This window comes from Roseimaritima sediminicola, assembly GCF_009618275.1.
Classification (GTDB): Bacteria; Planctomycetota; Planctomycetia; order Pirellulales; family Pirellulaceae; genus Roseimaritima; species Roseimaritima sediminicola.
This window is the reverse complement of the sequence record NZ_WIAD01000003.1, coordinates 104,100-127,462: the sequence shown is the minus strand read 5'-3', so window position 1 is coordinate 127,462 and position 23,363 is coordinate 104,100. Positions and strand designations below refer to the sequence as shown.

General features: G+C 62.6%; 14 protein-coding genes. 8 read left to right on the top strand and 6 right to left on the bottom strand.

What is annotated here, in order from left to right; all coding sequences use genetic code 11:
* Positions 1 to 65 precede the first annotated feature (65 nt).
* From GE027_RS03270 to GE027_RS03245, 6 genes are all read left to right on the top strand, one after another.
* On the top strand, positions 66 to 4,499 hold the full coding sequence (locus tag GE027_RS03270) for a PVC-type heme-binding CxxCH protein (RefSeq protein WP_153555743.1): 4,434 nt from the start codon (positions 66 to 68) through the stop codon (positions 4,497 to 4,499).
* A gap of 412 nt (positions 4,500 to 4,911) precedes the next feature.
* Positions 4,912 to 5,934 (top strand): DUF1559 domain-containing protein, encoded by a 1,023-nt coding sequence (locus GE027_RS03265; protein WP_153555742.1) that lies wholly within the window; start codon positions 4,912 to 4,914, stop codon positions 5,932 to 5,934.
* Positions 5,935 to 6,074: 140 nt separating this feature from the next.
* Positions 6,075 to 6,248, top strand: coding sequence for a hypothetical protein (locus tag GE027_RS03260; RefSeq protein WP_153555741.1), 174 nt, complete (start codon positions 6,075 to 6,077; stop codon positions 6,246 to 6,248).
* Between the two features lie 230 nt (positions 6,249 to 6,478).
* Positions 6,479 to 6,874: a hypothetical protein gene (locus GE027_RS03255; protein WP_153555740.1), complete on the top strand. Its 396-nt coding sequence runs from the start codon at positions 6,479 to 6,481 to the stop codon at positions 6,872 to 6,874.
* 82 nt (positions 6,875 to 6,956) lie between these two features.
* Positions 6,957 to 7,649 carry a 3-keto-disaccharide hydrolase gene (locus GE027_RS03250; RefSeq protein ID WP_153555739.1) on the top strand — a complete coding sequence of 231 codons (693 nt, stop codon included), beginning with the start codon at positions 6,957 to 6,959 and terminating at the stop codon, positions 7,647 to 7,649.
* A 330-nt stretch (positions 7,650 to 7,979) separates the two neighbouring features.
* Entirely contained in the window at positions 7,980 to 10,985 is a 3,006-nt protein-coding gene (locus tag GE027_RS03245) for a PAS domain S-box protein (RefSeq protein WP_153555738.1), read from the top strand.
* Positions 10,986 to 11,073: 88 nt separating this feature from the next.
* Here GE027_RS03245 and GE027_RS03240 read toward each other — a convergent pair whose 3' ends face one another.
* The 5 genes from GE027_RS03240 to GE027_RS03220 all read right to left on the bottom strand — a co-directional run bounded on the left by GE027_RS03240 (position 11,074) and on the right by GE027_RS03220 (position 17,173).
* Positions 11,074 to 12,114, bottom strand: a complete 1,041-nt coding sequence (locus GE027_RS03240) for a 4Fe-4S dicluster domain-containing protein (RefSeq protein ID WP_153555737.1) — start codon at positions 12,112 to 12,114, stop codon at positions 11,074 to 11,076.
* A 108-nt stretch (positions 12,115 to 12,222) separates the two neighbouring features.
* The gene (locus GE027_RS03235; protein WP_153555736.1) at positions 12,223 to 13,266 is read right to left on the bottom strand and encodes a Gfo/Idh/MocA family protein; all 1,044 of its coding nucleotides are present in this window, start codon (positions 13,264 to 13,266) and stop codon (positions 12,223 to 12,225) included.
* A gap of 203 nt (positions 13,267 to 13,469) precedes the next feature.
* Complete coding sequence (locus tag GE027_RS03230) at positions 13,470 to 14,969, bottom strand: rhamnulokinase (RefSeq protein WP_153555735.1); 1,500 nt, start codon at positions 14,967 to 14,969, stop codon at positions 13,470 to 13,472.
* An 81-nt stretch (positions 14,970 to 15,050) separates the two neighbouring features.
* A complete protein-coding gene (locus GE027_RS03225) occupies positions 15,051 to 16,406 on the bottom strand; it encodes a hypothetical protein (protein ID WP_237607224.1) in 1,356 nt (451 codons plus the stop codon).
* 62 nt (positions 16,407 to 16,468) lie between these two features.
* Positions 16,469 to 17,173, bottom strand: a complete 705-nt coding sequence (locus GE027_RS03220) for a penicillin-binding protein activator LpoB (RefSeq protein ID WP_237607222.1) — start codon at positions 17,171 to 17,173, stop codon at positions 16,469 to 16,471.
* A 268-nt stretch (positions 17,174 to 17,441) separates the two neighbouring features.
* Between GE027_RS03220 and GE027_RS03215 the strand changes: the two genes are divergently transcribed.
* The gene (locus GE027_RS03215; protein ID WP_153555733.1) at positions 17,442 to 17,852 is read left to right on the top strand and encodes a hypothetical protein; all 411 of its coding nucleotides are present in this window, start codon (positions 17,442 to 17,444) and stop codon (positions 17,850 to 17,852) included.
* 3 nt (positions 17,853 to 17,855) lie between these two features.
* On the top strand, positions 17,856 to 21,374 hold the full coding sequence (gene ileS / locus GE027_RS03210; protein ID WP_153555732.1) for an isoleucine--tRNA ligase: 3,519 nt from the start codon (positions 17,856 to 17,858) through the stop codon (positions 21,372 to 21,374).
* Positions 21,375 to 21,795: 421 nt separating this feature from the next.
* On the opposite strand, the gene GE027_RS03205 is transcribed toward ileS, so the two are convergent.
* The gene (locus tag GE027_RS03205) at positions 21,796 to 23,259 is read right to left on the bottom strand and encodes a hypothetical protein (protein WP_153555731.1); all 1,464 of its coding nucleotides are present in this window, start codon (positions 23,257 to 23,259) and stop codon (positions 21,796 to 21,798) included.
* Positions 23,260 to 23,363 lie beyond the last annotated feature (104 nt).

Below are 23,363 nucleotides of genomic sequence, written 5' to 3'. Positions count from 1 at the left end.
CCGTTGCTTTTGCTCGACCCGTGTGGCGGTGGGTCGAATGCTCCCCCTGTGCGAGAACCGTTTTCATGCTGTCCCGTTTTGCTCCGGCGACCCGCTTGGCGTGCTTGTCCGCCGTCGCTGTATGGTTGGTTGCGATGCCGCGATTCCCCGCGTCGGCCGCCGATTTCACGCTGCTGTTCATGGGCGACAACGGCCCTCACCAACCGGCCAGGCGGTTCCAGGAGCTTGCACCGGAGCTCGAGAAGCGCGGGATCGAGCTGCGGTACACCGAACGCATGGACGATCTCAACCGGGAAACGCTGGCCGCCTACGATGGATTGGTGTTGTACGCCAACATCGATACCATCGAACCCGAGCAGGCGGCCGCGGTGTTGAAGTTCGTCGCCGACGGCAAGGGGTTTGTACCGCTGCACTGTGCCAGTTACTGCTGGCGGAATAGTCCCGAGATGGTGGCGCTGATGGGAGGCCAATTCCAGCGTCACGGTACCGGCATCTTCTCGACCGAAATCGCGCGGCCTGAGCACCCGGTCATGCAGGGCTTTGGCGGGTTTAGCAGCTGGGACGAAACCTACATCCACCATCTGCACAACGAGCAAAACCGCACGGTGCTGGAGTATCGCGGCGAAGGGGAACAGGCGGAGAATCGAGCGCGGGAGCCTTGGACTTGGGTTCGCACGCATGGCAACGGCCGCGTGTTCTACACCGCTTGGGGGCACGACGCCCGGACATTTACCAATCCCGGCTTTGTGAATCTGGTCGAACGCGGCATCCGCTGGGCCTGCGGCGGCGATCCCGGCAAAGCGGCCGATTTCCGTGATCCCGAGCGGTTTGATGTGCCTGCGATGACCGCCTTGCCCTCCGGCGAGGAACCCTTCCAGTACGTCGATGTGGGCCCCAAGATCCCCAACTACACTCCCAGCCGCCAGTGGGGCACCCAGGGCGATCCGATCACCCTGATGCAAAAACCGTTGTCGCCGGAAGAGTCGATCAAGCGGTTCGTGACGCCGGAAAACATGATCGTCCGCCGCTACGCCGACGAACGCGCGTTCCAGGCCAAACCCATCGCCCTTACGTGGGATGAACAAGGTCGGTTGTGGGTCTGCGAAACGGTCGACTACCCGAACGAACTGGGCAAGAATCGCGACCGCATCCGGATCTGCGAAGACACCGACGGCGACCACGTCGCGGACAAATTTACTGTGTTCGCGGAAGGCCTTAGCATTCCCACCACATTGGTGATCGTGCGTGGCGGCGCGGTGGTCCAAAACGGCCCAGAAACCATCTACTTGAAGGATACCAATGGCGATGACGTGGCCGACCAGAGGACGACCCTGATCACCGGCTGGGCTCTGGGCGATACGCACGGCGGGGTCAGTAATTTTCGCTATGGCCTGGACAACTGGATCTGGGCCATGCAGGGCTACAACAACAGCTCGCCGCGCTACCTCGGTCCCGACGGCGAAATGCATCAGGCCCAATCCTTCCGGCAGGGATTCTGGCGATTCAAGCTGTCTCAGACCGATCCGCCGCGAGTGACCGACCTGGAATTTATTCGTTCCAGCGATAACAACACGTGGGGTTTGGGGATCAGCGAGGAAGGTCTTATTTTCGGCTCGACCGCCAATCACAATCCCAGCATGTTCATGCCGATCCCGAATCGCTACTACGAACGCGTTCGCGGCTGGGCCCCGTCCACGCTGCACACGATCGCCGACTCGCACCGGTTCGATCCGATCACCGACAAGGTTCGTCAGGTCGACCATCACGGCGGTTACACCGCTGCCGCTGGCCACGCCCTGTACACCGCGCGGGCCTTCCCGGAGCAGTGGTGGAACCGGACGGCCTTTGTCTGCGGGCCGACCGGTCACCTGGTGGGCACCTTTGTGCTGCGCCGCGAGGGCGCGGATTATTCCTCGACCAGCCCGCTGAATCTGCTGGCCAGCGACGACGAATGGAGCGCCCCGGTGATGGCCGAAGTCGGTCCCGACGGGGCGGTTTGGGTGATCGACTGGTACAACTACATCGTCCAGCACAACCCCACGCCCCAGGGCTTTGAAACCGGCAAAGGCGCCGCCTACGAGAGCGACCTGCGTGACAAGAAACACGGTCGAATCTATCGCGTGGTGGCCACCGAGGACGACCAGGAGCAACTGCATGCCTTCGCGTCTTTGGCCGCGGCGTCCGCAGAGCAATTGGTCGAACAACTGCAGCATCCATCCTTCGTGTGGCGGCTGCACGCCCAGCGACTGTTGATCGAACGCGAAGCCCGGGAGGCGATTCCTGCGTTGGTCTCACTGGTCCAAGACGAATCGGTCGACGCCCTCGGTTTAAACGTTGGCGCCATCCACGCCCTGCACACGCTGGACGGTCTGGGATGGTTTGCGGCGGGATCCTCCGAGGCGGCCGAATTGCTCGCCAGCGGCATCGCGCATCGCTCGCCCGGCGTCCGCCGCGCGGCGCTGGCGCTGTTGCCCGTTCACCCGCAGGGGCTGGACGTGTTGATGAATGCTCCCACGATCTTTGGCGACGAAGACGCCCAGGTTCGTTTGCAGGCGCTGCTGACACTGGCCGACATGCCGGCCTCGGATCGGGCCGGTCGACTTGTCGCGCTTTTGGTTCGCCCAGAGCTCGACGACATCCTGCTCGATGGCTTCACCGCCGCGGCAGCGGCGCATGCCGATGGTTTCCTGAGGGCGATTGCGGAGCTTCAGGAACCGGTGGTCTCGCAGGGTTCTCGTCAATTGATCGGTCGCGTGGCCGAGCATGTTGCCCGCGGTCGCCCCGACGCCGATCGGCTTCAGCGTTTGCTGGATGGTTTGGCCCGCAGCCCCGCACCGCTGGCGGTCGCCGCGCTGGATGGATTGACCGAAGGATTGCCCAGCGACTTCCGCGTGGTCGCGAACACCGAGCTGGATCAGGCCTTTGTCGCGGCCTTCGATGCCTTGCCCGCCGAAGCCAAAGTCAAATTGCTGCGAGTGGCCGCCCAGTGCAATACGCGGGCCCTGGAATCGTACGCCGACGAGATCGTCGATGCCTTGGTCGACCTCCTGGGCAATGAGGACGCGGCGGCGGAAGCTCGCGTCGCCGCGGCTCGCGACCTGATCGGCTTTCGCGCGGCAGAGGACGAGGCGGTGGAAGAAATCGTCGCGGTGATCACGCCGCAAACTTCGCCTCAACTCGGGGCGGGACTGCTCGGCGCGATCGCGGCCAGCGAATCGGCCACCGCCGGCGAAGTCGTGCTGGACGCGCTGTCCGGATTTACCCCCAGCGTCAAAAACACCGCGATCAGTTTGTTGTTGGGCAAACCGGCTTGGGCCCGGACGCTGTTGGCTGCGGCGGAGCAGCGTGAGTTCGACCTGAATGAGTTGAGCCTTGAACAGAAACAGTCGCTGCGATCGTATCCGGATGCAGCGCTGCAGAAGCGGGCCGAAGCATTGCTCGCCATGGGCGGTGGCTTGCCCGACGCCGACCGTGAGAAGGTCCTGCAATCGCTGATGCATCTGACCGAGCAAACCGGCAATGTCGATGCGGGCCGGGCGGTCTTCAAAAAGGTCTGTGCGGCGTGTCACAAACACGGCGATATCGGACACAAGATCGGACCCGACCTGACCGGCATGGCGGTGCATCCCAAAAGCGAACTGTTGGTTCACATCATCGACCCCTCGCGCAACGTCGAAGGCAATTATCGTCTGTACAACGTCCTGACGATCGATGGTCAAGTGATCAACGGGATGCTGGCCGGGGAGTCGCGAACGAGCATCACGATTGTCGATTCGCAGGGCAAGACGATCGACGTGGCACGCGACGAGATCGAAGAATTGATCGCGTCGCGGCAATCGGTGATGCCAGAGGGGTTTGAAAAACAGATCAGCCAGCAGGAATTGGCGGATCTGCTGGAATTCCTGACCGACAAGGGACGATTCGTTCCCTTGCCACTGGATCGCGCGGCGACGGCGATCAGCACCAAAGGCTTGTTTCACGACGGCGACGACGGCCCGGACCGAATGGTGTTTTCGGACTGGAACGCCAAAGTCTTCGAGAACGTCCCCTTCGTCTTGACCGATCCAGAGGGCAAGTCCCGGCCGAACATTATTTTGCTGCACGGGCCCAACGGATCCCTGCCGCCCAAGATGCCGCGCTCGGTGACTGTGCCGGTCAACTCGCCGGCGGCCAAGATCCATCTGCTGAGCGGCGTCGGTGGATGGAATTATCCCTACGATCGGCGGCAGACCGTTTCGATGATCGTCCGCCTGCATTACGCGGATGGCCGCAGCGAAGACCATCCGCTGCGAAACGGCGTGCACTTTGCCGATTACATTCGCCGCGTGGATGTGCCGCAAAGCCAGTTCGCCTTTGAACTGGGCGACCAACAAATCCGCTACCTGAATATCACGCCTCGGCGGGACGAGACAATCGAGCGGCTTGAGTTCGTCAAGGGCGAAGACAACAGCGCTCCGATCATCATGGCGGTGACGATCGAGAACGCCAGCGCCGGATAAAGGACACTCCGGATCCAGCTCCTGCATGTGCGGGGACGAGCCGGCCACGACGTGGCTCGGCAAATTCGCGAACGCCAGTCCGTGGACTGAACCGTCCGTGCGATCGTTCCGCTTGTGTAGCGTCGACGCTCAGGACGCTCAAGACGCATGGGCAGTCCGGAAAAAATCTTTCCCCCTTGCGCTCTGCCCGAGCGGATTGGTTCGGTCGCCTTAGCCTCGCCGCAACGGGATATTGGCAGACCTTGCGCGTTGGGGCCGGTGGTCCCGCTGCGGAGCATTCGCAACGCTAACGCTTCCTTCATATGCCCTTCATAACGCTTTTCTACTGTTTGCCTCGTCACGTCGTCGCAGGGGCGACGGCGGTCAACGATGTCAGAAAACATTGACGGAAATGGACAAACAAAGGAAAGCAATGAACAGGAATCTGAGTCACAGCGGTCGGCGGGGCCGCACATCGCATCGAGGGTTTACCTTGGTGGAATTGTTGGTGGTCATCGCGATCATCGGCGTCTTGGTGGGATTGTTGTTGCCGGCCGTTCAAGCGGCTCGCGAAGCGGCGCGGCGGATGCAATGCAAGAACCATCTGAAGAACATGGGCTTGGCCTGCCACAACTTTCAGGACACGCTGGGATACCTGCCGGGTGGTGCTCGTGACGGCGACCACCGGGTGCCCGATCCGCTGGAAGACTGTTGCCGGTCGCAGACCCGCTATGGGTGGAGCTGGAGTTATCAAATCCTGGCGTACATCGAACAGGACAATGTCTACGACCTGTCCAGTGAAACCTACGACCCCATCGTGGGTTCCGGTGGTTACAACACCCAGGAAGACATCGTCGCTCAGGCGCATTCACCGATCTACAGCTGTCCTTCGCGGCGCCAGCCGAAGCCCTACGGCAGCGGCGGTTTCTATCGCGTCGACTACGCCGGCAACGCCGGGACCCGCGGACCGGGCAGCGTTCGTGAACGTGCCAGCAGTGGTTTGGATGGCGTGATCATGCAAACCGACCGCGGTCGGACGCGTATCGAACAGATTCGCGACGGTTCGTCCAATACGCTGATGATTGGCGAAAAGGCGTTGCATCGCAATTCCTTCGGCAGCGAGGGCGGCGACAACGAACGCTGGAACAATGCCGGGTGGGATGAGGATGTGGTGCGGTTCGGGGCCGGCTTACTGGCCGACGGAACCCGCTACGGCATTCCTCCGATCACCGACGAGCAGGCGACCCACTACGAGAACGGAGCCTGGACCACGGTCACCGACCGCGGCGGGATCTCCTGGGGAGCCTGGCATCCGTTCTTCGGTTCCTCGCACAGCGGCGGAACCAACTTCTGTCTCGGCGACGGTTCGGTGCGGCTGATCGCCGAAACGGTCGACGCCGAAGTCTTTCGCCGGATGAGCGTCAGCAACGACGGCGAAGTGGTTGAGCTGCCTTGACCTGGGGCATAGGTTTCCGGCCTGTGAGCGTGATGGCGCGGCGGTCCCTGCCGTTGCCCACGCACCTCTTGGCGGGACCGGCCGAGCTACTTTGTAAAACACTACGTAACAACTCCATACGACAGATACGAGAAACACCAATGAGTACCTTGACGAGGAAACGACTGTTGATGGTCAGCATTCTGAGTATGTTGGCCGTCGCGGTGGGCTGCGGCGGCGAAGTCGCTTCGGAACCGCCTCTGCTGGACGCGCAGACTCAGCAGGCGATCCAGTTGGAAGATCAGGGCATCGAAGCTGCCGAACGCAACCGCTGAGCGCGTCGGCACCAGGGGTTCGCTGGAACCGGTGGGGAACTTTCTCCCGCCTGTGCGGGAGGGTCGCCGGCCGGCGGATCGTTACAACGGGACGCCCCGAAACCTCGGTTGCAATAATCGCGGTTTCTGCAGACAACCCTGTTGATCCAGCTCGGGAGCGTCCTAGGGTTGTCGTGGTCACCCCGCCAAGGCCTGCCCTGCCCCGCCGAAATCAACGAAGGATGTTCGTTATGCTGGACGTATCGCTCACACGTGTTCTAGGGATCGCCCTGGTGGTTTTGTTGCCGGCGAGTTTGGGATACGGGGCGGACGATAGCTCGCGTCCCTGTGGGCCGGCTGCGATGCGGGGGCCGCTGCGGTATCTGATCCCGCAGGGTGCCGGCGGGGCGGATTTTCGGCCCGCCTGTCGTCGCCACGACGCCTGTTACACGATTCCCGGTGCCAGCCGTCAGCAGTGCGATCGACAATTCCTGCGAGACATGCAGTGCGCCTGTGACAACTCGCGTCATCCCATTCGCTGTCGGATCACCGCGCGACTGATGTACATGGCGACGCGGTTGGGTGCCGAGGACGCCTATGAGCTCTCGCAGATTCAAGTTTTGGGACGCTTGCGACGCGGTCGTTGACCCCCGCGGGGCTCCGCAGCGATTACAATGACGGCTCGTTGTATTCCCCGCTTCGTTGGTTACTACTGACGGTCCTTCGACGATGTCCCGCCTGCTATTGCGCTGCTGTTTCGGTCTGCTTGTTACTACGTTTCTGTGGACCGTGTCGGCTCCTGGCGAAGGGCCGGAGTCTGCAGAGAACAAGCCGTTGTTCAACGGCCAGGATCTCCGTGGATGGAAACCCGTCGGCGGTGGGCAGTGGGAGGTCGTTGACGGGATTCTCGTGGGAAAGAGTCCCAAGAGTGAAAAACGCCACGGCCTGCTATTGAGCGAGCAGTCCTACGGCGACTTCACCGCTCGAATCGTGTTCCGCATCCGGGCTGGCAATAGCGGGTTCTACTTCCACAGCAAACCGGTCGAACAAGCCGTCGGGATCCACGGGGTGCAGGCGGAACTGGAGAACAGCGATCTGGTCGGCGGTTTGTATGAGACCGGCGGACGAGCCTGGATCGCCAAACCGCTGAACTATCTGGAATCGTTCCCGCCGGAGCGTCGCGGCAAACGCAACAAGCAATGGCAACAGGTGGTCGCTGGGCTCGATGGCGAGCAGTGGACGACGATGGTGGTCAGTGTCCACGGGGACCGCATTGTCACGCAGGTCGGCGACATCCTGGCCTGCGATCTGAGCGACGAAAAGGGCGCTAAAGAGGGCGTCTTTGCCCTGCAATTGCACGGCAATCAAGACATGCACGTGGAGATCAAATCGGTCGAGTTGCTGAGCAAACAGACCGAGTAGCAACGTCGCGGCAGGGACCCGTGTCGCCTTTCGCTCCGCCGACGGGTGCCGAGCTGCGCGTCGGTGTAGGCTTCCGGATCGAGAAAAAAACCCGGCATATCTCTCGCCGGGAATCGCCGAGCTGCGCTGTGGCATCGGTCTTGTCTGGCGGCATGCCGGTTGTCTGGCGGCATGCCCACTACGCCGCGGCATACGATTTGCTTGCGTGGAGCCGGTGACATTTGTTTGCCGTTGACGCGAGTGTTTCTGTGTCCCTCCCTTTGGCGGGGCTTGCCGCCTGCCCGTGCCGAGCCCGCCATCGCTCTCTTCTTGAAACCCATTTCATAAAACGTGAGACGACCTCCGGCCTTTATTGCCTATGGGATTGCCATCGTTGTCACGGTGTTGGCGATGGTTTGGCGTTGGTTGTTCGCCACGCCCTTGGGCGATCAGGTGCCATTCGTCACGTTTTTTTTCTCGGTCGTATTGGCGGCTTGGCTGGGAGGTGCCGGTTCGGCCTTGCTGGCAACTTTTTTGAGTGCGGCGCTGGCCAGCTACCTATTTTTGCCGCCGCACGGTGCGATCCTTCCGGGCGACGCGGGCGGTTGGGCGGCGTTGGGACTGTTTGTCAGTTTTGGTACGGCGACCGCGGCGATCAGTCGTCGGATTCGCCGGGACAACGAGCGTCTCGGGCGGGAACGCGAACGTTTTTCGATCACCCTGGCCAGCATCGGCGACGCGGTGATCACGACCGATACCCAGAGCCGCGTCACGTACCTCAACCCGGTGGCCCAAGAACTGACCGGTTGGTCTCAGCAGGACGCGGCCGGCAAGCACTTGGCCGAGGTGTTCCAGATCTTTCACGAAACTTCCGGCGCGCCGGTCGAAAATCCGGTCGAGAGGGTTCTGGCGCACGGCCGCATTGTCGGCCTTGCCAACCACACCATCCTGCGGGCTCGGGGCGGCGGCGAGTCGCCCATCGATGACAGCGCGGCACCGATCCGCGATGACCAGGGCCATATCGTCGGCGTCGTGTTGGTGTTTCGGGACGTCAGCGAACAGAAACGGGCGGACCGACGCATCGCAGAGCGAGAATCGCAGTACCGCAGTATCGTTGAATCCACCAGCGACGCGATCTTGATTTTTGACGATCAGGCAAGGTTGATTGAGGTCAATCCGGCCGGGTGTCAGATGCACGGCTACACGCGTGAAGAAATGATCGGGATGAAGGGAGCCCAGATCGTCCATCCCGACGACCACTACAAGTTCGCAAGCTTTGTCGAGCAAACGAAACGGGGCGAGGTCTATCACGTCGATGGCACCCACGTTCGCAAGGACGGCTCGACGATTTCGGTCAAGGTGACCGGCAGCGCGTTCGTCTATGCCGGGCGTCCTGCCTTGTTGGCGGTGCTGCGAGACGTGACCGGCGAGCTGCAGGCGATCGACGCCCTGAAACGCAATGAGACTTTGCTGCAGTTCACCCTGGAAGCGACTCAGATCGGTCAGTGGGAACTGGACCTTGCCACCGATCAAGCCACTCGCAGCGTCCGGCACGACCAGATCTTCGGCTACGACGGATTGCAGCCAAACTGGAGCTACGATCTGTTTCTCAATACCCACGTCCATCCCGACGACCGCGGGGCCGTCGACGGACTACTGCAGCAGGCTCTGGAGGGGCGTGCCGTGTGGGAGTTTGAATGCCGGATCGTGCGCGTCGACGGGCAACAACGTTGGATCTGGGTGACCAGTAGTATCGCTCGCACCGAAGAAGGCCAGCCGAGACAGTTGGTGGGCCTGGTGATGGACATCACGGCTCGCAAAGAAATCGAACTCCGGGAACTGGAGAACGAACAACGCTTCCGAACCCTGGTCGAACAGATTCAGGACTACGCCATCTTTATGACCGACCGGGCGGGACGGCCGACCAGCTGGAATGAAGGTGTCCGGCGGGTGCTGGGCTTTGCCGAAGAGGAGTTTTTGTTTCAAGATTTGACCGACCGGATCTACACTGCCGGCGACCGACGTGCCGGTGTACCTCAGGCGGAATTGGCCGAAGCCAGCCGAGCCGGTACGGCGGCCAGCGAACGCTGGATGTGCAAAGCCGATGGGTCGGAGTTCTTTGCTTTGGGCGTGACGACCTGCTTGCTCGGACCGGATCAGCAGCCCCTGGGTTATATGAAGGTCCTGCGCGACCAAACCGAGCGCAAGCACATGGAAGACGAGCTTCGCAGCATCGCCTCCAGCTTGGCTGCGGCCGACCGCCGCAAGGATGAATTCCTCGCCATGCTGGCTCACGAGCTGCGCAATCCCCTGGCCCCCATTCGCAGTGGGCTGGACCTGCTGGCGTTGGAAGATCTGTCGGGCAATCGAGACGTTGTTCGCCTGATGCAAGATCAGGTCGAACATGTCGTGCGTCTCGTAGATGATTTGCTGGACGTGTCGCGCATCATGCGTGGGAAAGTGGACTTGCGCACCCAGCCCGTAGAGCTAACGCCGCTGATTCACCGAACGATCGAAGCGGTGCAGCATGCGATTCAGATGCACGACCACACCTTGCATCTGGAACTAAGCGACGAACCGATTTGGATCCAGGCTGATCCGGTGCGGATCGTTCAGGTCTTGGAGAACTTGGTCAGCAACGCCTGCAAATACATGGAAGCCGGCGGACGCATCGAGCTGTCGACCCGCTTGCGCGACGGCGAGGTGGTGATCAAAGTGTGTGACCAGGGTCTCGGCATCGAACCGGAGTTGTTGGCCGGCGTGTTCGAGTTGTTCACTCAGTCCAGTCGCTCGCTGGATCGCTCGCAGGGAGGCCTTGGCATCGGGCTTACCTTGGTCAAACGGTTGGTCGAACTGCACGGTGGGACGGTCAGCGCCGAGAGCGAAGGGATGGGCCGGGGCAGTACGTTCACCGTCCGCTTGCCGACCACCACGCCGCTGGCATACGACCAACCCAAGGTCGCGGTTTCCTCTAATCACCAGCCCCGAAGTATCGTCATCGTGGACGACAACGAAGGAGCGGCCTGGCTGCTGTCCAAGCTGCTGCGAAAACTGGGGGACCACCAGATCCGCACTGCCCACGATGGACCTTCAGCCCTGCAGTTGGTCCTGGACACGCATCCGGAACTGGTGTTTTTAGATATCGGTTTGCCGGGGATGGACGGCTATGAGGTCTCCAAAGCGATCCGCAGTCGCCCCGAGTTCGACGACGTGCTGCTGGTCGCGCTGACCGGTTACGGACAAGCCGAGGATCGTTTGAAAAGTCAACGCGCGGGCATCGACGAACATTCCGTCAAACCGCCCTCGATCGATCAGGTCCGAACCATGCTGATGCACCCCAAGCTGAACGGCAAGTAAGCGTTGTGGCATGACTCTTCGAGTCGTGTTGCCCACGTCTCGGCTGGGACAGCCGGGCGACTTTGTGGGGGGCCCCGAACGCCGCTCGCTACAGCTCCATCGCATCGAGCTCATCGAGCAGATCGTCCAGTTCATCTTTGGGTTGCGACTGGAGCTCACTCTGTCGCTTGGCCAGTTGATCGTCGATTCCGACCGCTTCACGCCCCGTCAAAAGCAGCTGTTCGTCGCGTTCTCGCGCGGCCGTGGCGATGGGATCTTCATCCTTTTCACCGCCGCCGAACAACAGGGACAGGTCGATCTTCAGGCCACCGTCATCGGCCGCGGCGCTACCGGCGATCCCCGGAGCTTTGTGCTGGGGAAAGATAATCGCGCCGGCCGGACACACACGGCTGCAGGCCGGGCATCCCTTGCGGCAATTGTCGGGCTGTTCGACCAGGATGGTGTCCACGTTGTCGACGCCATACACGCCGAACAAACAAAAGTCGATGCACTCCATGCAGTTGGTACAGCGGCTGAAGTCGATCACCGGGTACCAGCGCCGCGTGGTCGCTTCCTGCAACTGAAACAGACCGCCGGCCGGGTCGGCGTCTTGTTGGTCGTTTTCCTCGGGGTGCGGTTCGGCGACCGCGGAGCTGGAGGGCGGGATCGTTTCACCGGCCGCCTCCGCGCGGATCCGGTCCACCTCGGCGACGAACGCGTCCGCTTCTTCGGCCAGTCGCAGGTCCAGTGTATAGATCGCGCGATCCGGCCGCGGGTATTCATCGATGACCCGCTCGGTCAGCGGATTGTCTTCGAGCACGTCGGCTTGGTCTTCGGGATCGCCGACCGGTTCGGCTAGTTCGACCGCCCCCACTTGGCCTCGAACGCCGGCCCGGTCCAGCACCCAGTGCGCGGCGCGGGGAAAAATCCAGCTCAACAGCACCAGGTCGCCCTCGACCTCCCGCAGTCGCTGGATCGTTTCGCCGCGTGGAGGCAGGTCGTACAGGTGGGGGATCACCAACACGCTGACGCCCGGCAGCCGCGCCACCCGCTCGGCGATCGCGGTTTCTAGGGCCCGTTTGGCGGGAGCCCGCGATTGGCCTTTGGAAACGACGACCGTCAGCGTTTGGTTGGAAATCGTAGCACTCACGTAGGCTTTCTCGAGTGATCAGAGGCGGGGGCATCAAAGCCGGAGACGGGCATCAAAGCCGGGGACAGTCCGTCCGCAGCCTGGGCGGACCGTCGTCGGCGGCGGGATTCAAACCGCTTCTATTGTAACCGGTTTGCCGGTCCGCACACTGCGGAGCTGGGCGTCGCACAGCCGAATGGCATCGGCGGCGACCTGTCCATCCAAAGCGGGGTGCGCCTGGCCACTGCTGAGCGAATCGGCCGCGGCGTCGATCTCCAGATGGAAAGATTTCACCGGGTCGCCATCGCCCAGATCCGGTTGCTCGATCGATCCATCGGCCTGAAACACGCTCAGCGGCATCATGGACGATTCGCCATCGCTGTGCGCGGCAAATTCGAAACGCAGCGTCGCTTTTTCGAAATGCACTTCATAGCCGTGCGTGAAGGGTCGCGCCGGTTGATCGATCACGCCGCAACAGGCCGAGAGGACCACTTGGGGATCAGCCGTGGCGAAGGTCGATTCAAAGTACTGCGGCGTTTCACCCCGCATCCGCCCGCGGGTCAGCACTTCGGTGGGCATGCCGAACAGCATCCGTATGAAATGGGCGTCGTGGACGTGCAGGTCCAGCAGCGGACCGCCGACACGTGCCGGATCGTAGAAGTCAGGGATCCAGTCGGGCGGGCCGATGACGCGTTTGAATTGTCCGCCCAGCAGTTTGCCGAACCGGTTGTCGCGGGCGGCGTCGGCGACGTACCGAAACTCGGGCATGAAGGGCAGGATGTGGGCGACCAGCAATTGTCCTGGCTCCGCTTTGGCGATCAGCCCGGTCGCTTCCTCGGCGGTCAGCGCCAGCGGTTTCTCGCACAGCACCCGCTTGCCAGCGGCCAAGCACTTCTCGACCGCGTCAACGTGCAGATGCGGAGGCAGGCAGATGTCGATCAGATCGATCGAGTCGTCGGCCAGCATCTGGTCCAGTGTTTCGTAGGTTGCCAAGCCCGAGACGTCGATCTGTCCGGCCGGCGGTCCGAAGTTGCCCTGAATGCCGCGCCAGTCGCCCGCTCGCTTGGCAGCGTCGCGACTGCAGAAGGCCACCAACTCGGCTTTCTCCGAAGCTTGATAGGCCAGGTAGTGAATCCAGCCCATAAATCCGACGCCCAAAATTCCTGCTCGCATGTCCGTTGATTCCTCGTGTTGATAGTACTCTGTGGCAAAGGCTTCCAGCCTGCTTAGTGGCATAGGCTTCCAGCCTGTGAAGTGGTAGCTGTGCACTACTTTCGCGGAGCGAAAGGCGACTCTGCACTACTTTCGCGGAGCGAAAGGCGACTCTGATTTACTTTCGCGGAGCGAAAGGCGACTCTGCGAAAGGCGACTCTGCTTTATGGCAGGGCCACGAAGCGCTCGGCGGCCGCGTCCCAGGGATCCGGATCCTGGGGTTCGTAGGTGACCGGTTGGCTGCTGCGGCGGACCAACGCTCGCGCTTCGTCGACCGAATGCAATTCGCCGCTGCCGATCATCTGCATCAAAATATTTCCGGTTGCGGTGGCTTCGACCGGTCCGGCCACGACCGTGCGGCGACACGCGTCGGCCGTCATCTGGCACAGCAACCGATTCATCGCTCCGCCGCCGACCACGTGAATGGTTCGAATCCTGCTGTCGACCAACGACTCGAGCATCTCCAGGCAAATTCGGTAACGCAGGGCCAGCCCTTCGAGCGCCGCGCGGTACAGCACGCCGTTGTCGGCCGGCACCCGCTGGCCGCTGCGTCCGGCGTAGCCGCAGATCGCGTCGACCATGTCGGCCGGAGCTAAAAACTCGGGGTGATCCGGATCGACCAGCAACTCGAATGCGGGTGCCGCCTGGGCCTGCGAAACCATGTCCTCCCACGACACGGCCTGCCCACGCCGCTCCAGAGCCGCCCGAATCTGCTGGAAAACCCACAAGCCGCCGATGTTCTTCAGCAGTCGCGTGCTGCCGCGGACGCCGCCTTCGTTGGTGAAGTTCAGCTCCGCGCAGCGCTCGTTGACGAGCGGCCCCGGCAGTTCACAACCCATCAGCGACCAGGTGCCACTGCTGATATAGCACCAGTCGGGTTTCTCCGGTGCAAATCCTTGTGAGGGAACGGCCAGCACGGCCGAAGCCGTATCGTGGGTGGCCGGCAGGATCACGGGGATGTTGCCCAGGCCGGTGCGGTCACCGACCGAGGACTGCAGCGGTGCCAGCGTGGTGCCGGGCTGGGACAGGGGGCCGAAGATCCGGCGCGGCAGGCCCATGGATTCGATCAGGGATTCCGACCAATCGCCGCTGCGGGGATCCAGCAATTGCGTCGTCGACGCATTGGTCGCTTCGACCGACCGCTCGCCGGTCAGCAACCAGTGAAAGTAATCGGCCATCATCACGAAACTTTCGGCCGCCTCCAAGCGCTGGGGCGAGTTCTGTTTCGTGGCCAACAATTGATACAGCGAATTAATTTGCATGAACTGCAAACCGGTGCGCTGGAAGATCTGTTCGCGCGGCAGGATCTCGAAGGCTTTCTCCAGCATGCCGTCGTTGCGTTGATCACGGTAGTGGTAGATCGGAGCGACCGGTTGATCGTCGGCACCGAGCAGTACGTAATCCACGCCCCAGGTATCGACACCGACCGAACGGATCCTTGCGCCCGACGCGGCGGCCCGGTCATTGGCTTGTTTTAAACCGGTTTGGATCTCGCGCCACAGCCCCAGCGTATCCCACTGCATGCTGTCCTGGACGAACACCGGGGCGTTGGCGAAACGGTGCACCGTTTCCAGTTGCAGGCGTCCACCGTCCAGGGATCCGGCAATCACACGACCGCTGGACGCACCGAGGTCGACGGCGAGGTAGGAATCGGAGTCAGGCACGACGGTGCAATCCTTTCCAAACGGGCGAGAGCGGCGAGAGTGGCGAGACCAGCGGCGGGCGGGGCCGCGCGGGGGACGAAGCTAGTGTGGCACATTGTGGGTGCGATTGCCCTGGATCGCAACAACCCGTTCCGCAGGTGCGAAGGCCAACAGGTACGAGTTCTCGCCATCGAGGATGTCGACTTCGCAGTGGCGAACCGGGCCGATCGGATCGGCCCGGCTGCCCAGGACTTCTAAACCGACGCGGTGTCGTCCGGCGGGCAATTCGATTCGCACGACCTGAATCTCCCGGGGCAGCAGTCCCCAGCAGCGGAGGTCGGCTTTTTCGCTGGCCTGCCAGAACGAGCCGGCAGCGAAGGAAAAGATTCCCGCCATTTGGCCATCCATCCCCAGCGCGTTGCCGGCGGCCTTGACGGCTGCTTCCTTGGCCACGCGCCGCAGCACGGCACGAGCGATCGTCCAGGGGCGTTCCGCGTCGGCTTGCCGCTGGGCCAACAAACCCACATCGGTCAGGGTCGTCGTGGCTGCGAGTGCGTGTTGGTCGACGCGGACGCCGAGGCCGAAAGCCGGCGATGGCGGAATGAACACTTCGGCGATCGGCACGTTCGATACCCGCGGGATGGCCGCCTGGCCGCTGGCGTGGTCGACCGCCAACGCGGCGATCCGCAGGGCATCGCTGGTCGTTTCGGCGATCTTCTCGACGCGTACCGGCCCGCGGCCGACGCAGGCAAACACGTACAGGACGCCGTGACCGGGCGGGCTGTGCACACCGCCCGACGCTCGCTGGATATCGCTGCCGGCCGGTGCGAAGGTGGGCTGCCACTGGGCAACCAGTTGATAGGCCCGCGCCGCGTCGTCGTAGTCTTGATGCGTCGATTCGCGGAGCACGCCGCGAAGGTACGGCGCAAGTGCGATCGGCTGGTACGCTTGGCCCACCTCCATGTCCCGCTTGGCGGCCCGCTCGGTCGCCGCCTGGGCCAGCTCCGCCTGACGCAGCTGGGCCTGCATCGCGTAGGCTTCCGCGTCGGTTCCGTCGGAAGCCAGACTGCACAGGGCCAGCATCGCTCGCATCATGACCTGTTCGTAATCGGCCGCGCGATACGTCCGCTTGGTGTCGTCGGTCAGCATCGACCCGGCTTCATCCAATGGGTCCAGTCCCGGCAGGCGATCGAAGTGGTCGCGGGATTCCCGCAGCAGCCGCTCGGCCGCCGCGTTGTCTCCGGCCGCCAGATGGGCGATCGCCAGGTCCAGCCGCGCGGGCGGTCCCCAGCGACGATCCTTTTCCGCGGCGGCCTGGAGCAATTCGCGGGAGGCCTGCAGATCGCCCTGCAGGAACGCCACCCGGCCGTCGGCCAAAGAGTCGCGGGTGATCGAGCATCCGCCGGCCGCAACCAGCAGGGCGCAAAACAGGACCGTGCACCGCAGCGTTGCTGCCACGCGGCGGTGATCCAGTCCCCACGCTGAAGACCTATCCTGAAATTGCCTTTCCTGGACGGGCATCAACCATCGGCTTGTTGGAAGGGTCCGTAGTTCCAGATCTTGCCGACCCGCGATTTGTGATAGCCCTTGCTGATCTTGGCCGACTCCTTGATGTACTGGCCGCTGTGCAGGTCGACCATCTCCAGGGTCAGCAGGTAATCACGCTGGGTCGATTTGTTGCGTTCGGTGGTGCCGGAGGTGATCCGAGCGTACAGCAGGTGATCGATGGGGCTGCCCTGACGGCCCAGGGCGGCGGCGAACAGGTCGCGGTTTTGAGGCACGAACAGGGCGTCGGGCCGCAGCCGCGTCTCGATCAGGGCCGCTTCGACCATCCGCCGGCTGACGCTGCGGAAATTCGCGTGTCCGTTGATTTGCGAGTCGATTCGCTCGTACAACTGGTCCTTAAAATCGACCATTTCTTCGGCGCTTTTGTTTTCGATGCCGATAAAGCAAACCGTGGCCGGGCCGGCGGCGGGACTGATCGGTTGTCCATCGGCCGCTTGAAAGGCCGCGGGCTGGACCGTCGGGCAGCGGGACAGCAGTTTGGCGACCGATTCATCGACCAGGGGGTTCCAGACGGCGGCCCCGGCTTGGTGGCTGCCCACCAGGTCGGTATCACCGGGCTGGAGGATGTGAGCGTAGCGGTTGCTGCTGCACCCGGCGGCGGCAAACCCCGCTGTGGCGGCCATCGCTGCGGGCCATCGAAGGAATTCCCGTCGTCGCATCGTTGCTGTTCCCTTTATCCGGAGGCAGGGCGGAATTATGTTCACTAGCGGGCTGCAGCCGGCCGAGTTCATCGTGTAAACCCTGTTACGAAAAACGCCTATGGCTTGCCAAGGCGAGAACGCGTCCTGCAGCTCTCGTTCTGTGGCAAAGATCGGCCTGCGAGCCGGTACTGCGTTGACAAACCTGATTAGGTCGCGAAACTTTTAGCTTTTTCCGCCGTTTGCCACCCATCCTCCAGACTGCCGCCCTCGCTTTGATAGCACTTCTATGAGCATTGTTCTGTCCCCCGTGTTGACCGCCTCCGCCCCCGTTCGGACTCCGCTGCCCCGCCCCGAGTGGCCGCCGGCCGTCCGGGTCGAGTTGTCCGGGTTCGAGGAAGATGACGACCTGGACGAAGAGGACGACGATAATCTCGACGATGACGACGAGGACGAGGACGATCTGGACACGCCGGCCAAGGGGGACGACGACGAGGCCGACCTGGACACCTTCGACGATATCGACGACGAGGATTTCGACGACGACTTCGACGACGATTTCGAAGAAGAGATGGAAGAGGACTACGAACTGGACCTGGACGACGACATTCCCACTGAATTCGGCGGCGCCGGTTTCGACGACGACCTGAATGATGACGTCGATGACCTGGATGACGATTTAGACGACCTGGACGAATAACGAATGTTCAAAGCAGTCTCGACGGACGTATCCTTTCCCAAGCGCGAAGAGCAGGTGCTGGAGCTGTGGAAGCAGCGCGACATCTATGCCAAATCGCTGGCCCGCCGCCAGGACGCTCCGTCCTTTGTGTTCTACGAAGGTCCGCCCACGGCCAACGGCTTGCCGCACCCCGGGCACTGCCTGACCCGCGCCATCAAGGATGTGTTTCCCCGCTACAAAACCATGCAGGGCTTTCGCTGTGAACGCCGGGCGGGCTGGGATACGCACGGTTTGCCGGTGGAGGTCGAAGTCGGCAAGGAACTGGGCATCCACAGCAAGGAAGAGATCGAAGCCTACGGCGTCGAACCCTTCGTCCAACGCTGCCAGCAGAGCGTCTGGCGGTACATGCAGCAGTGGGAACGCCTGACCGAGCGGCTGGGGTTCTGGGTCGATCTGGAATCGGCCTACGTGACCTACCACCAAAGCTATATCGAGAGCGTGTGGTGGAGTCTGAAGAACCTGTTCGACCGCGGGCTGCTGTACCAGGGACACAAGATCGTCTGGTGGTGGGCCCAAGGCGGCACGGCCCTGTCCTCGGGCGAAGTCGGGCAGGGCTATCGCCAAGTGGCCGATCCCAGTGTGTTCGTGACCTTTCCGCTGGTCGATACGCCCCGACGCGGCCTGTTGGTCTGGACCACCACGCCCTGGACCCTGCCCAGCAATATGTTCGCCGCGGTCAATCCGGAGTTGCAGTACGCGTTGGTCCGCGTGGCCGACAGCGACCAGGAACTGTGGATCGCCGCCGACCTGGTGGAAGCCATCGCCACCAAGACCAAGCAGGAACTGACGGTTCTGGAAACCTGCCGGGGCAGCGACCTGATCGGCCTGCGCTACCGGCCGCCCTTCGACTTTTTCTATGCCGATAAAGCAGACGCCGCAGGCGACCTGGTCGCCGGCGGCCGTCAGGCCCACTACTGGCGCGTGGTCGCGGCCGATTTCGTCACCACCGACAGCGGTACCGGACTGGTCCACCAAGCCCCGGCCTTCGGCGAAGTCGACTACGAGGTGCTCTCCACTGAACAGCAACGCTTTGTGGAAGGACAGCAACCGGAACTGTTCCACTGTGTGGCTTCCGACGGCAAACTGACCGAGCAGGCCGGCCCGTTTGCCGGGATGTGGGTCAAAGACGCCGACAAACCGATCACACGCGACCTGAAAGAACGCGGTCTGCTGTTTTTCCAGGAACAGTACCTGCACGATTACCCGTTCTGCTGGCGAGCCGAACAGGACCCGTTGATCCAGTATCCGCGGGAGAGCTGGTTCATTCGCACGACCCAGTTCAAAGACCAGATGCTGGCCAACAACGCTCGGATCGGTTGGTTGCCCGAACACATTCGCGACGGCCGCTTCGGCAATTTCCTGGCTTCCAATGTCGACTGGGCGCTATCGCGTGAACGTTTCTGGGGGACACCGCTGCCGATCTGGGTGTGCCAGCAAACCGGCCGCATGGAAGCCATCGGCAACTACGAAGAACTGCTGGCCAAGCCCGGCGTCCAGGGCACCGAGGTCTGGCAGAAGGCCAAGGCCGAAAACCCCGAACTGGCGGACGATCTGCGCGTTCACAAACCCTACATCGACGCGGTCACCTACGATTCGCCCTTTGCCGACGGGGCCCGTATGCAGCGAGTCGAAGAAGTGATCGATTGCTGGTACGACAGCGGTGCGATGCCCTTCGCCCAGCTGGGTTACCCGCACCAGGAAGGCAGCCGCGAACAATTCCGCCAGCAGTTCCCGGCCGACTTTATCAGCGAAGCGTTGGACCAAACTCGCGGTTGGTTCTACAGCCAATTGGCGATCAGCACGCTGTTGTTCGGACCGGATTCCCAGGCGGCAACCGACGGCGACGGGCCGCCGCAGCGAACCGCCGGAAACAGCGTCGACGTGGCGGCCGATGCGGACCAGCCCTGGCCGCATCCGTTCCGCAACTGCATCGTGCTGGGCCTGATGATGGCCGAGTGGTACGAGCCCAAGAAGGGCGACAAGAAAAACATCGCCCTGACCGAAGCCGACGCCAAGGAAAAGTTCGGCGGCGCCTTTGAAAAGAAAGTGGGCAAGATGTCGAAGCAGCTGCGCAATTACCGCAGCCCCGACGAGATCTTCGACCTGTATGGTGCCGACGCCCTGCGGTGGTACTTCTTTGCCAACCAACCGCCCTGGACGTCGATCCTGTACAGCGAACGCACGATCCGCGATTCCATTCCGGAATTTCTGCTGCGGCTGTGGAACGTGTTCAGCTTCTTTACGATCTACGCCGAGATCGACGAGTTCGATCCGACCGCGGGCGTTGAACTGACCAGCGGTCAACTGTCGCCCGCGGAACTGGCCGGCGGCGAAGGTTATCGCCCGGCGAGCGAACGCAGCGAGATCGATCGCTGGATCCTCTCGGAACTGAACCGCACCATCGCCGCCGTCACCGAACGGATGGATGCCTATGACAACTACGGTGCCTGCCAACAGATTACCGCTCTGGTCGATGGGCTGAGCAACTGGTACGTGCGTCGCAGCCGCGACCGTTTCTGGGCCAAGGACAAACGGTCGGCCGACAAGCTGGACGCGTTCTGGACGCTGTACGAAACGCTGGTCGAAGTCACCAAGTTGATCGCTCCGTTCGTGCCCTTCCTGGCCGAAAGCCTGTGGCAGGAACTGACGCGTCCTTTCGTCGGCAGCGGCAAAACGGCCGAAAGCGTGCATCTGTGCGACTACCCAAAAAGCGACGCGTCCCGGATCGACCAGACGTTGTCCACCCGCATGCAGCTGCTTCGCGAAATCGCCTCGCTGGGGCGGGCGGCGCGGGCCGAAGCCAAACTCAAGGTCCGCCAGCCCCTGGCGTCCGTGACCGTCGTGCTGCCCGACCAACAGCACGTCCCGTGGCTGAAGGCACACGATGCGTTGGTGCAAAGTGAGTTAAACGTGAAAGCCGTCCAGTACGTCACCGACGCCGAAGACCTGGTGCACTACAGCGTCCAGCCCAACTTCAAACGGCTCGGACCGCGCGTCGGCAAGAACGTTCCAGCGGTCAAGAAACAGTTGGCCGAAGCCGATGGCGGTGAATTGATGGCTCGTCTGCAGGCCGACGGCTTCATCGAGTTGACCGTCGGTGAGGAAACCCTGCGGCTGGATGACCAGGACATCCAGGTTCGTCTGCAAGCTCGCGAGGGTTCGGCCGCGACGCAGGGGCCGAACAGCGTGGTCGTACTGAGCACCGAAGTCACGCCGGAACTGTTTCGCGAAGGCATCGCCCGCGATCTGATCCGTTTCATTCAGAGCCGCCGCAAGGAGATGGGCTGTGAGTTCGTCGATCGGATCGTCGTCGGCATCCTGACCGAGAGCAACGACGTCAAGCAAGCGGTCGATGAGCACCGGGACATGATCCGCCGCGAGACGCTGGCCGACGAGATTCTCGAACAGCGCGTTCCGGGTTCGGAGCCGCAGCCGCTCAGCGTCGCCGGTCAGGACGGCGAATTAAGCGTCGCCAAAGCGTGAGACGCCCGTAGCCGAACTCGCCAGAGTTTGGGGGTGGGATTCGAAATTTGAGATCTGAAATTTGAAATTTGCTGACTCTAACGGAATCTATGTACAAATAGAATCGTTTACTCCCCTCTCCCCCGAAGCCTGGCGAGCCTAAGCGAGTCAGGCTTCGGGGGAGAGGGGTTGGGGGCGAGGGGGAATGCAGAGCAGCAGCACCATTGCCGTATCTCGATGCGGCACGGCCCTGGGGATCGTAATTCAAGAGCTATTCCGTTGCACCCGAGCCCCCTCACCCCCGGCCCCTCTCCCACCACTGCTTCACTCGCTGACGCTCGCGGCGCAGCGGGGGAGAGGGGAGAAAACGTTGCATTCTATCGCTCCGAGCCATACATTGATTCCGCCGGAGTCATAAGATCTGAAATTTGAGATCTGCTGGCTACGGGGTGGCGGCGGCTTCATGCAGGGCGGCTCGGTAGGCTTGTTGGTTGGCTTGGTGATCTTCGGCTAACGTTCGGCCCACCTCCGCGCCGGCTTGCAGGTCGGCGATTACCTGTGGCAAAGCCTGCATCGCGCCGGGTTCGAGCGGGTGCTGGAACCACTGCACCGTGCCGCCGCGGCCCAGGACGCTCAGCGCCGGAGCGTGCTGCACGCCAAACACGTCGCGGCCCACCGCCTCGGTGTCGTCGGTCCACGGCAAGGTCACGTCCCACTGCCCTAACGTCTGGCCGGTCGGCGGTCCCGCTTCGGTCATGACGATTAAAAAACGCACGTTTCTGCGAGTGCGCTCGTCCAGTCGCTGTTCGATCTCGTCGAGGGCCAACGCGGCGGCCTGAGAACCCTCGTGGCGCGCCACCCACAGCAGAACGATGATGTCTCGGTCGCTGCCACGGTGGTTCACCCGAAACGGCGACGATCCCGAAGCCTCGTTGGCCGACAACTCGAACGCTTCGGCAGTTTTGCCCAGCAGCGGACTTTCCAGCGGTGGCGGCAGCGGCACCATTCGCTCGACCCACGGCCCGCCCTGCCGCGGCGGCAGCGCAAATGCCTGCTCGGCCGGTGGCGTCCAGCTGGCCGCAGTCAAATCGATGGTCAAATGCGCGTCTTCAATGGAAACGTCATCCAACAGGCCCGGCACCAACACCAGCGGCAACTCGATCCGCCGCAGCAGCAAGGCTTGGCGATCGATCCACAGTACGTAGTGGATCGATTCCGTTTCGATCTGCAGACTCTGGCAATCGTAGCCGTCCAGCCGTGCGGCTTTGCCCAGCGACAACCGCGACTCGGCTCCGACCAGGCCCGACAGGGGCGTCTCGCCCAACAACAGCTCCAGTTGCGGACTCGGACCGCCCAATCCCGCACTGGCCAGCTGGGTGATTACGGGATCGGCATAGATGGCCTGCATGGTGACCGCGGCCTGGTCCAGGTTCCGCAGCAGCCGTTGCCCATCGAAGTTGTCGGTCGTGGGGTCCACGACCTGGGCCATCAGCCGGCCGGAATCGCAAACCAGTTGGACACTGTAGGCGTGCAGGGAGACGCGGTCCGGAGCCCGATACTGAACGCTCAGCGGCGCCACATCCGTCTGCGGCACCCCGTTTTGCCGGTAGCTGAGCCTGACCACGCCGCGATCCTGGTAAGCGGTCGCGGCGCGGTAACGAGCCAACATGGTTTCCAGCAATCGCCGGGCGGCCGCCTGGGAACCGGTGCCCGAAGCCGCTTCGCCGGCGGGCATCGGTCGAGCCACCGTGCGGACCGACTGGGTCGCAGGCGAGAACTCCGAATCGGCAGCCGCTTCGCCGGCGCCAAGCGATTCGGTCGAATTCGGCGCGTCGCCACCGCAACCCATCACGGCCAGCACGCCACACAGCAGCAGGAGAGCGAAGGATCGGGGGGCAGGATTCACAGGCTGGAAGCCTATGCCACTGTTCACAGGCTGGAAGCCTATGCCACTGGTACGACGGCGTCGGCGGGGGGGCGAACGCAGGGAAATCGTTGTCATTTTGGAAA

Bases quoted from the DNA above. Each gene is read 5' to 3' on its own strand.
- ileS (WP_153555732.1), top strand. From the start codon at position 17,856: ATGTTCAAAGCAGTCTCGACGGACGTATCCTTTCCCAAGCGCGAAGAG.
- GE027_RS03250 (WP_153555739.1), top strand. From the start codon at position 6,957: ATGTCCCGCCTGCTATTGCGCTGCTGTTTCGGTCTGCTTGTTACTACG.
- GE027_RS03260 (WP_153555741.1), top strand. From the start codon at position 6,075: ATGAGTACCTTGACGAGGAAACGACTGTTGATGGTCAGCATTCTGAGT.
- GE027_RS03255 (WP_153555740.1), top strand. From the start codon at position 6,479: ATGCTGGACGTATCGCTCACACGTGTTCTAGGGATCGCCCTGGTGGTT.
- GE027_RS03235 (WP_153555736.1), bottom strand. From the start codon at position 13,266: ATGCGAGCAGGAATTTTGGGCGTCGGATTTATGGGCTGGATTCACTAC.
- GE027_RS03220 (WP_237607222.1), bottom strand. From the start codon at position 17,173: ATGCGACGACGGGAATTCCTTCGATGGCCCGCAGCGATGGCCGCCACA.
- GE027_RS03215 (WP_153555733.1), top strand. From the start codon at position 17,442: ATGAGCATTGTTCTGTCCCCCGTGTTGACCGCCTCCGCCCCCGTTCGG.
- GE027_RS03270 (WP_153555743.1), top strand. From the start codon at position 66: ATGCTGTCCCGTTTTGCTCCGGCGACCCGCTTGGCGTGCTTGTCCGCC.
- GE027_RS03265 (WP_153555742.1), top strand. From the start codon at position 4,912: ATGAACAGGAATCTGAGTCACAGCGGTCGGCGGGGCCGCACATCGCAT.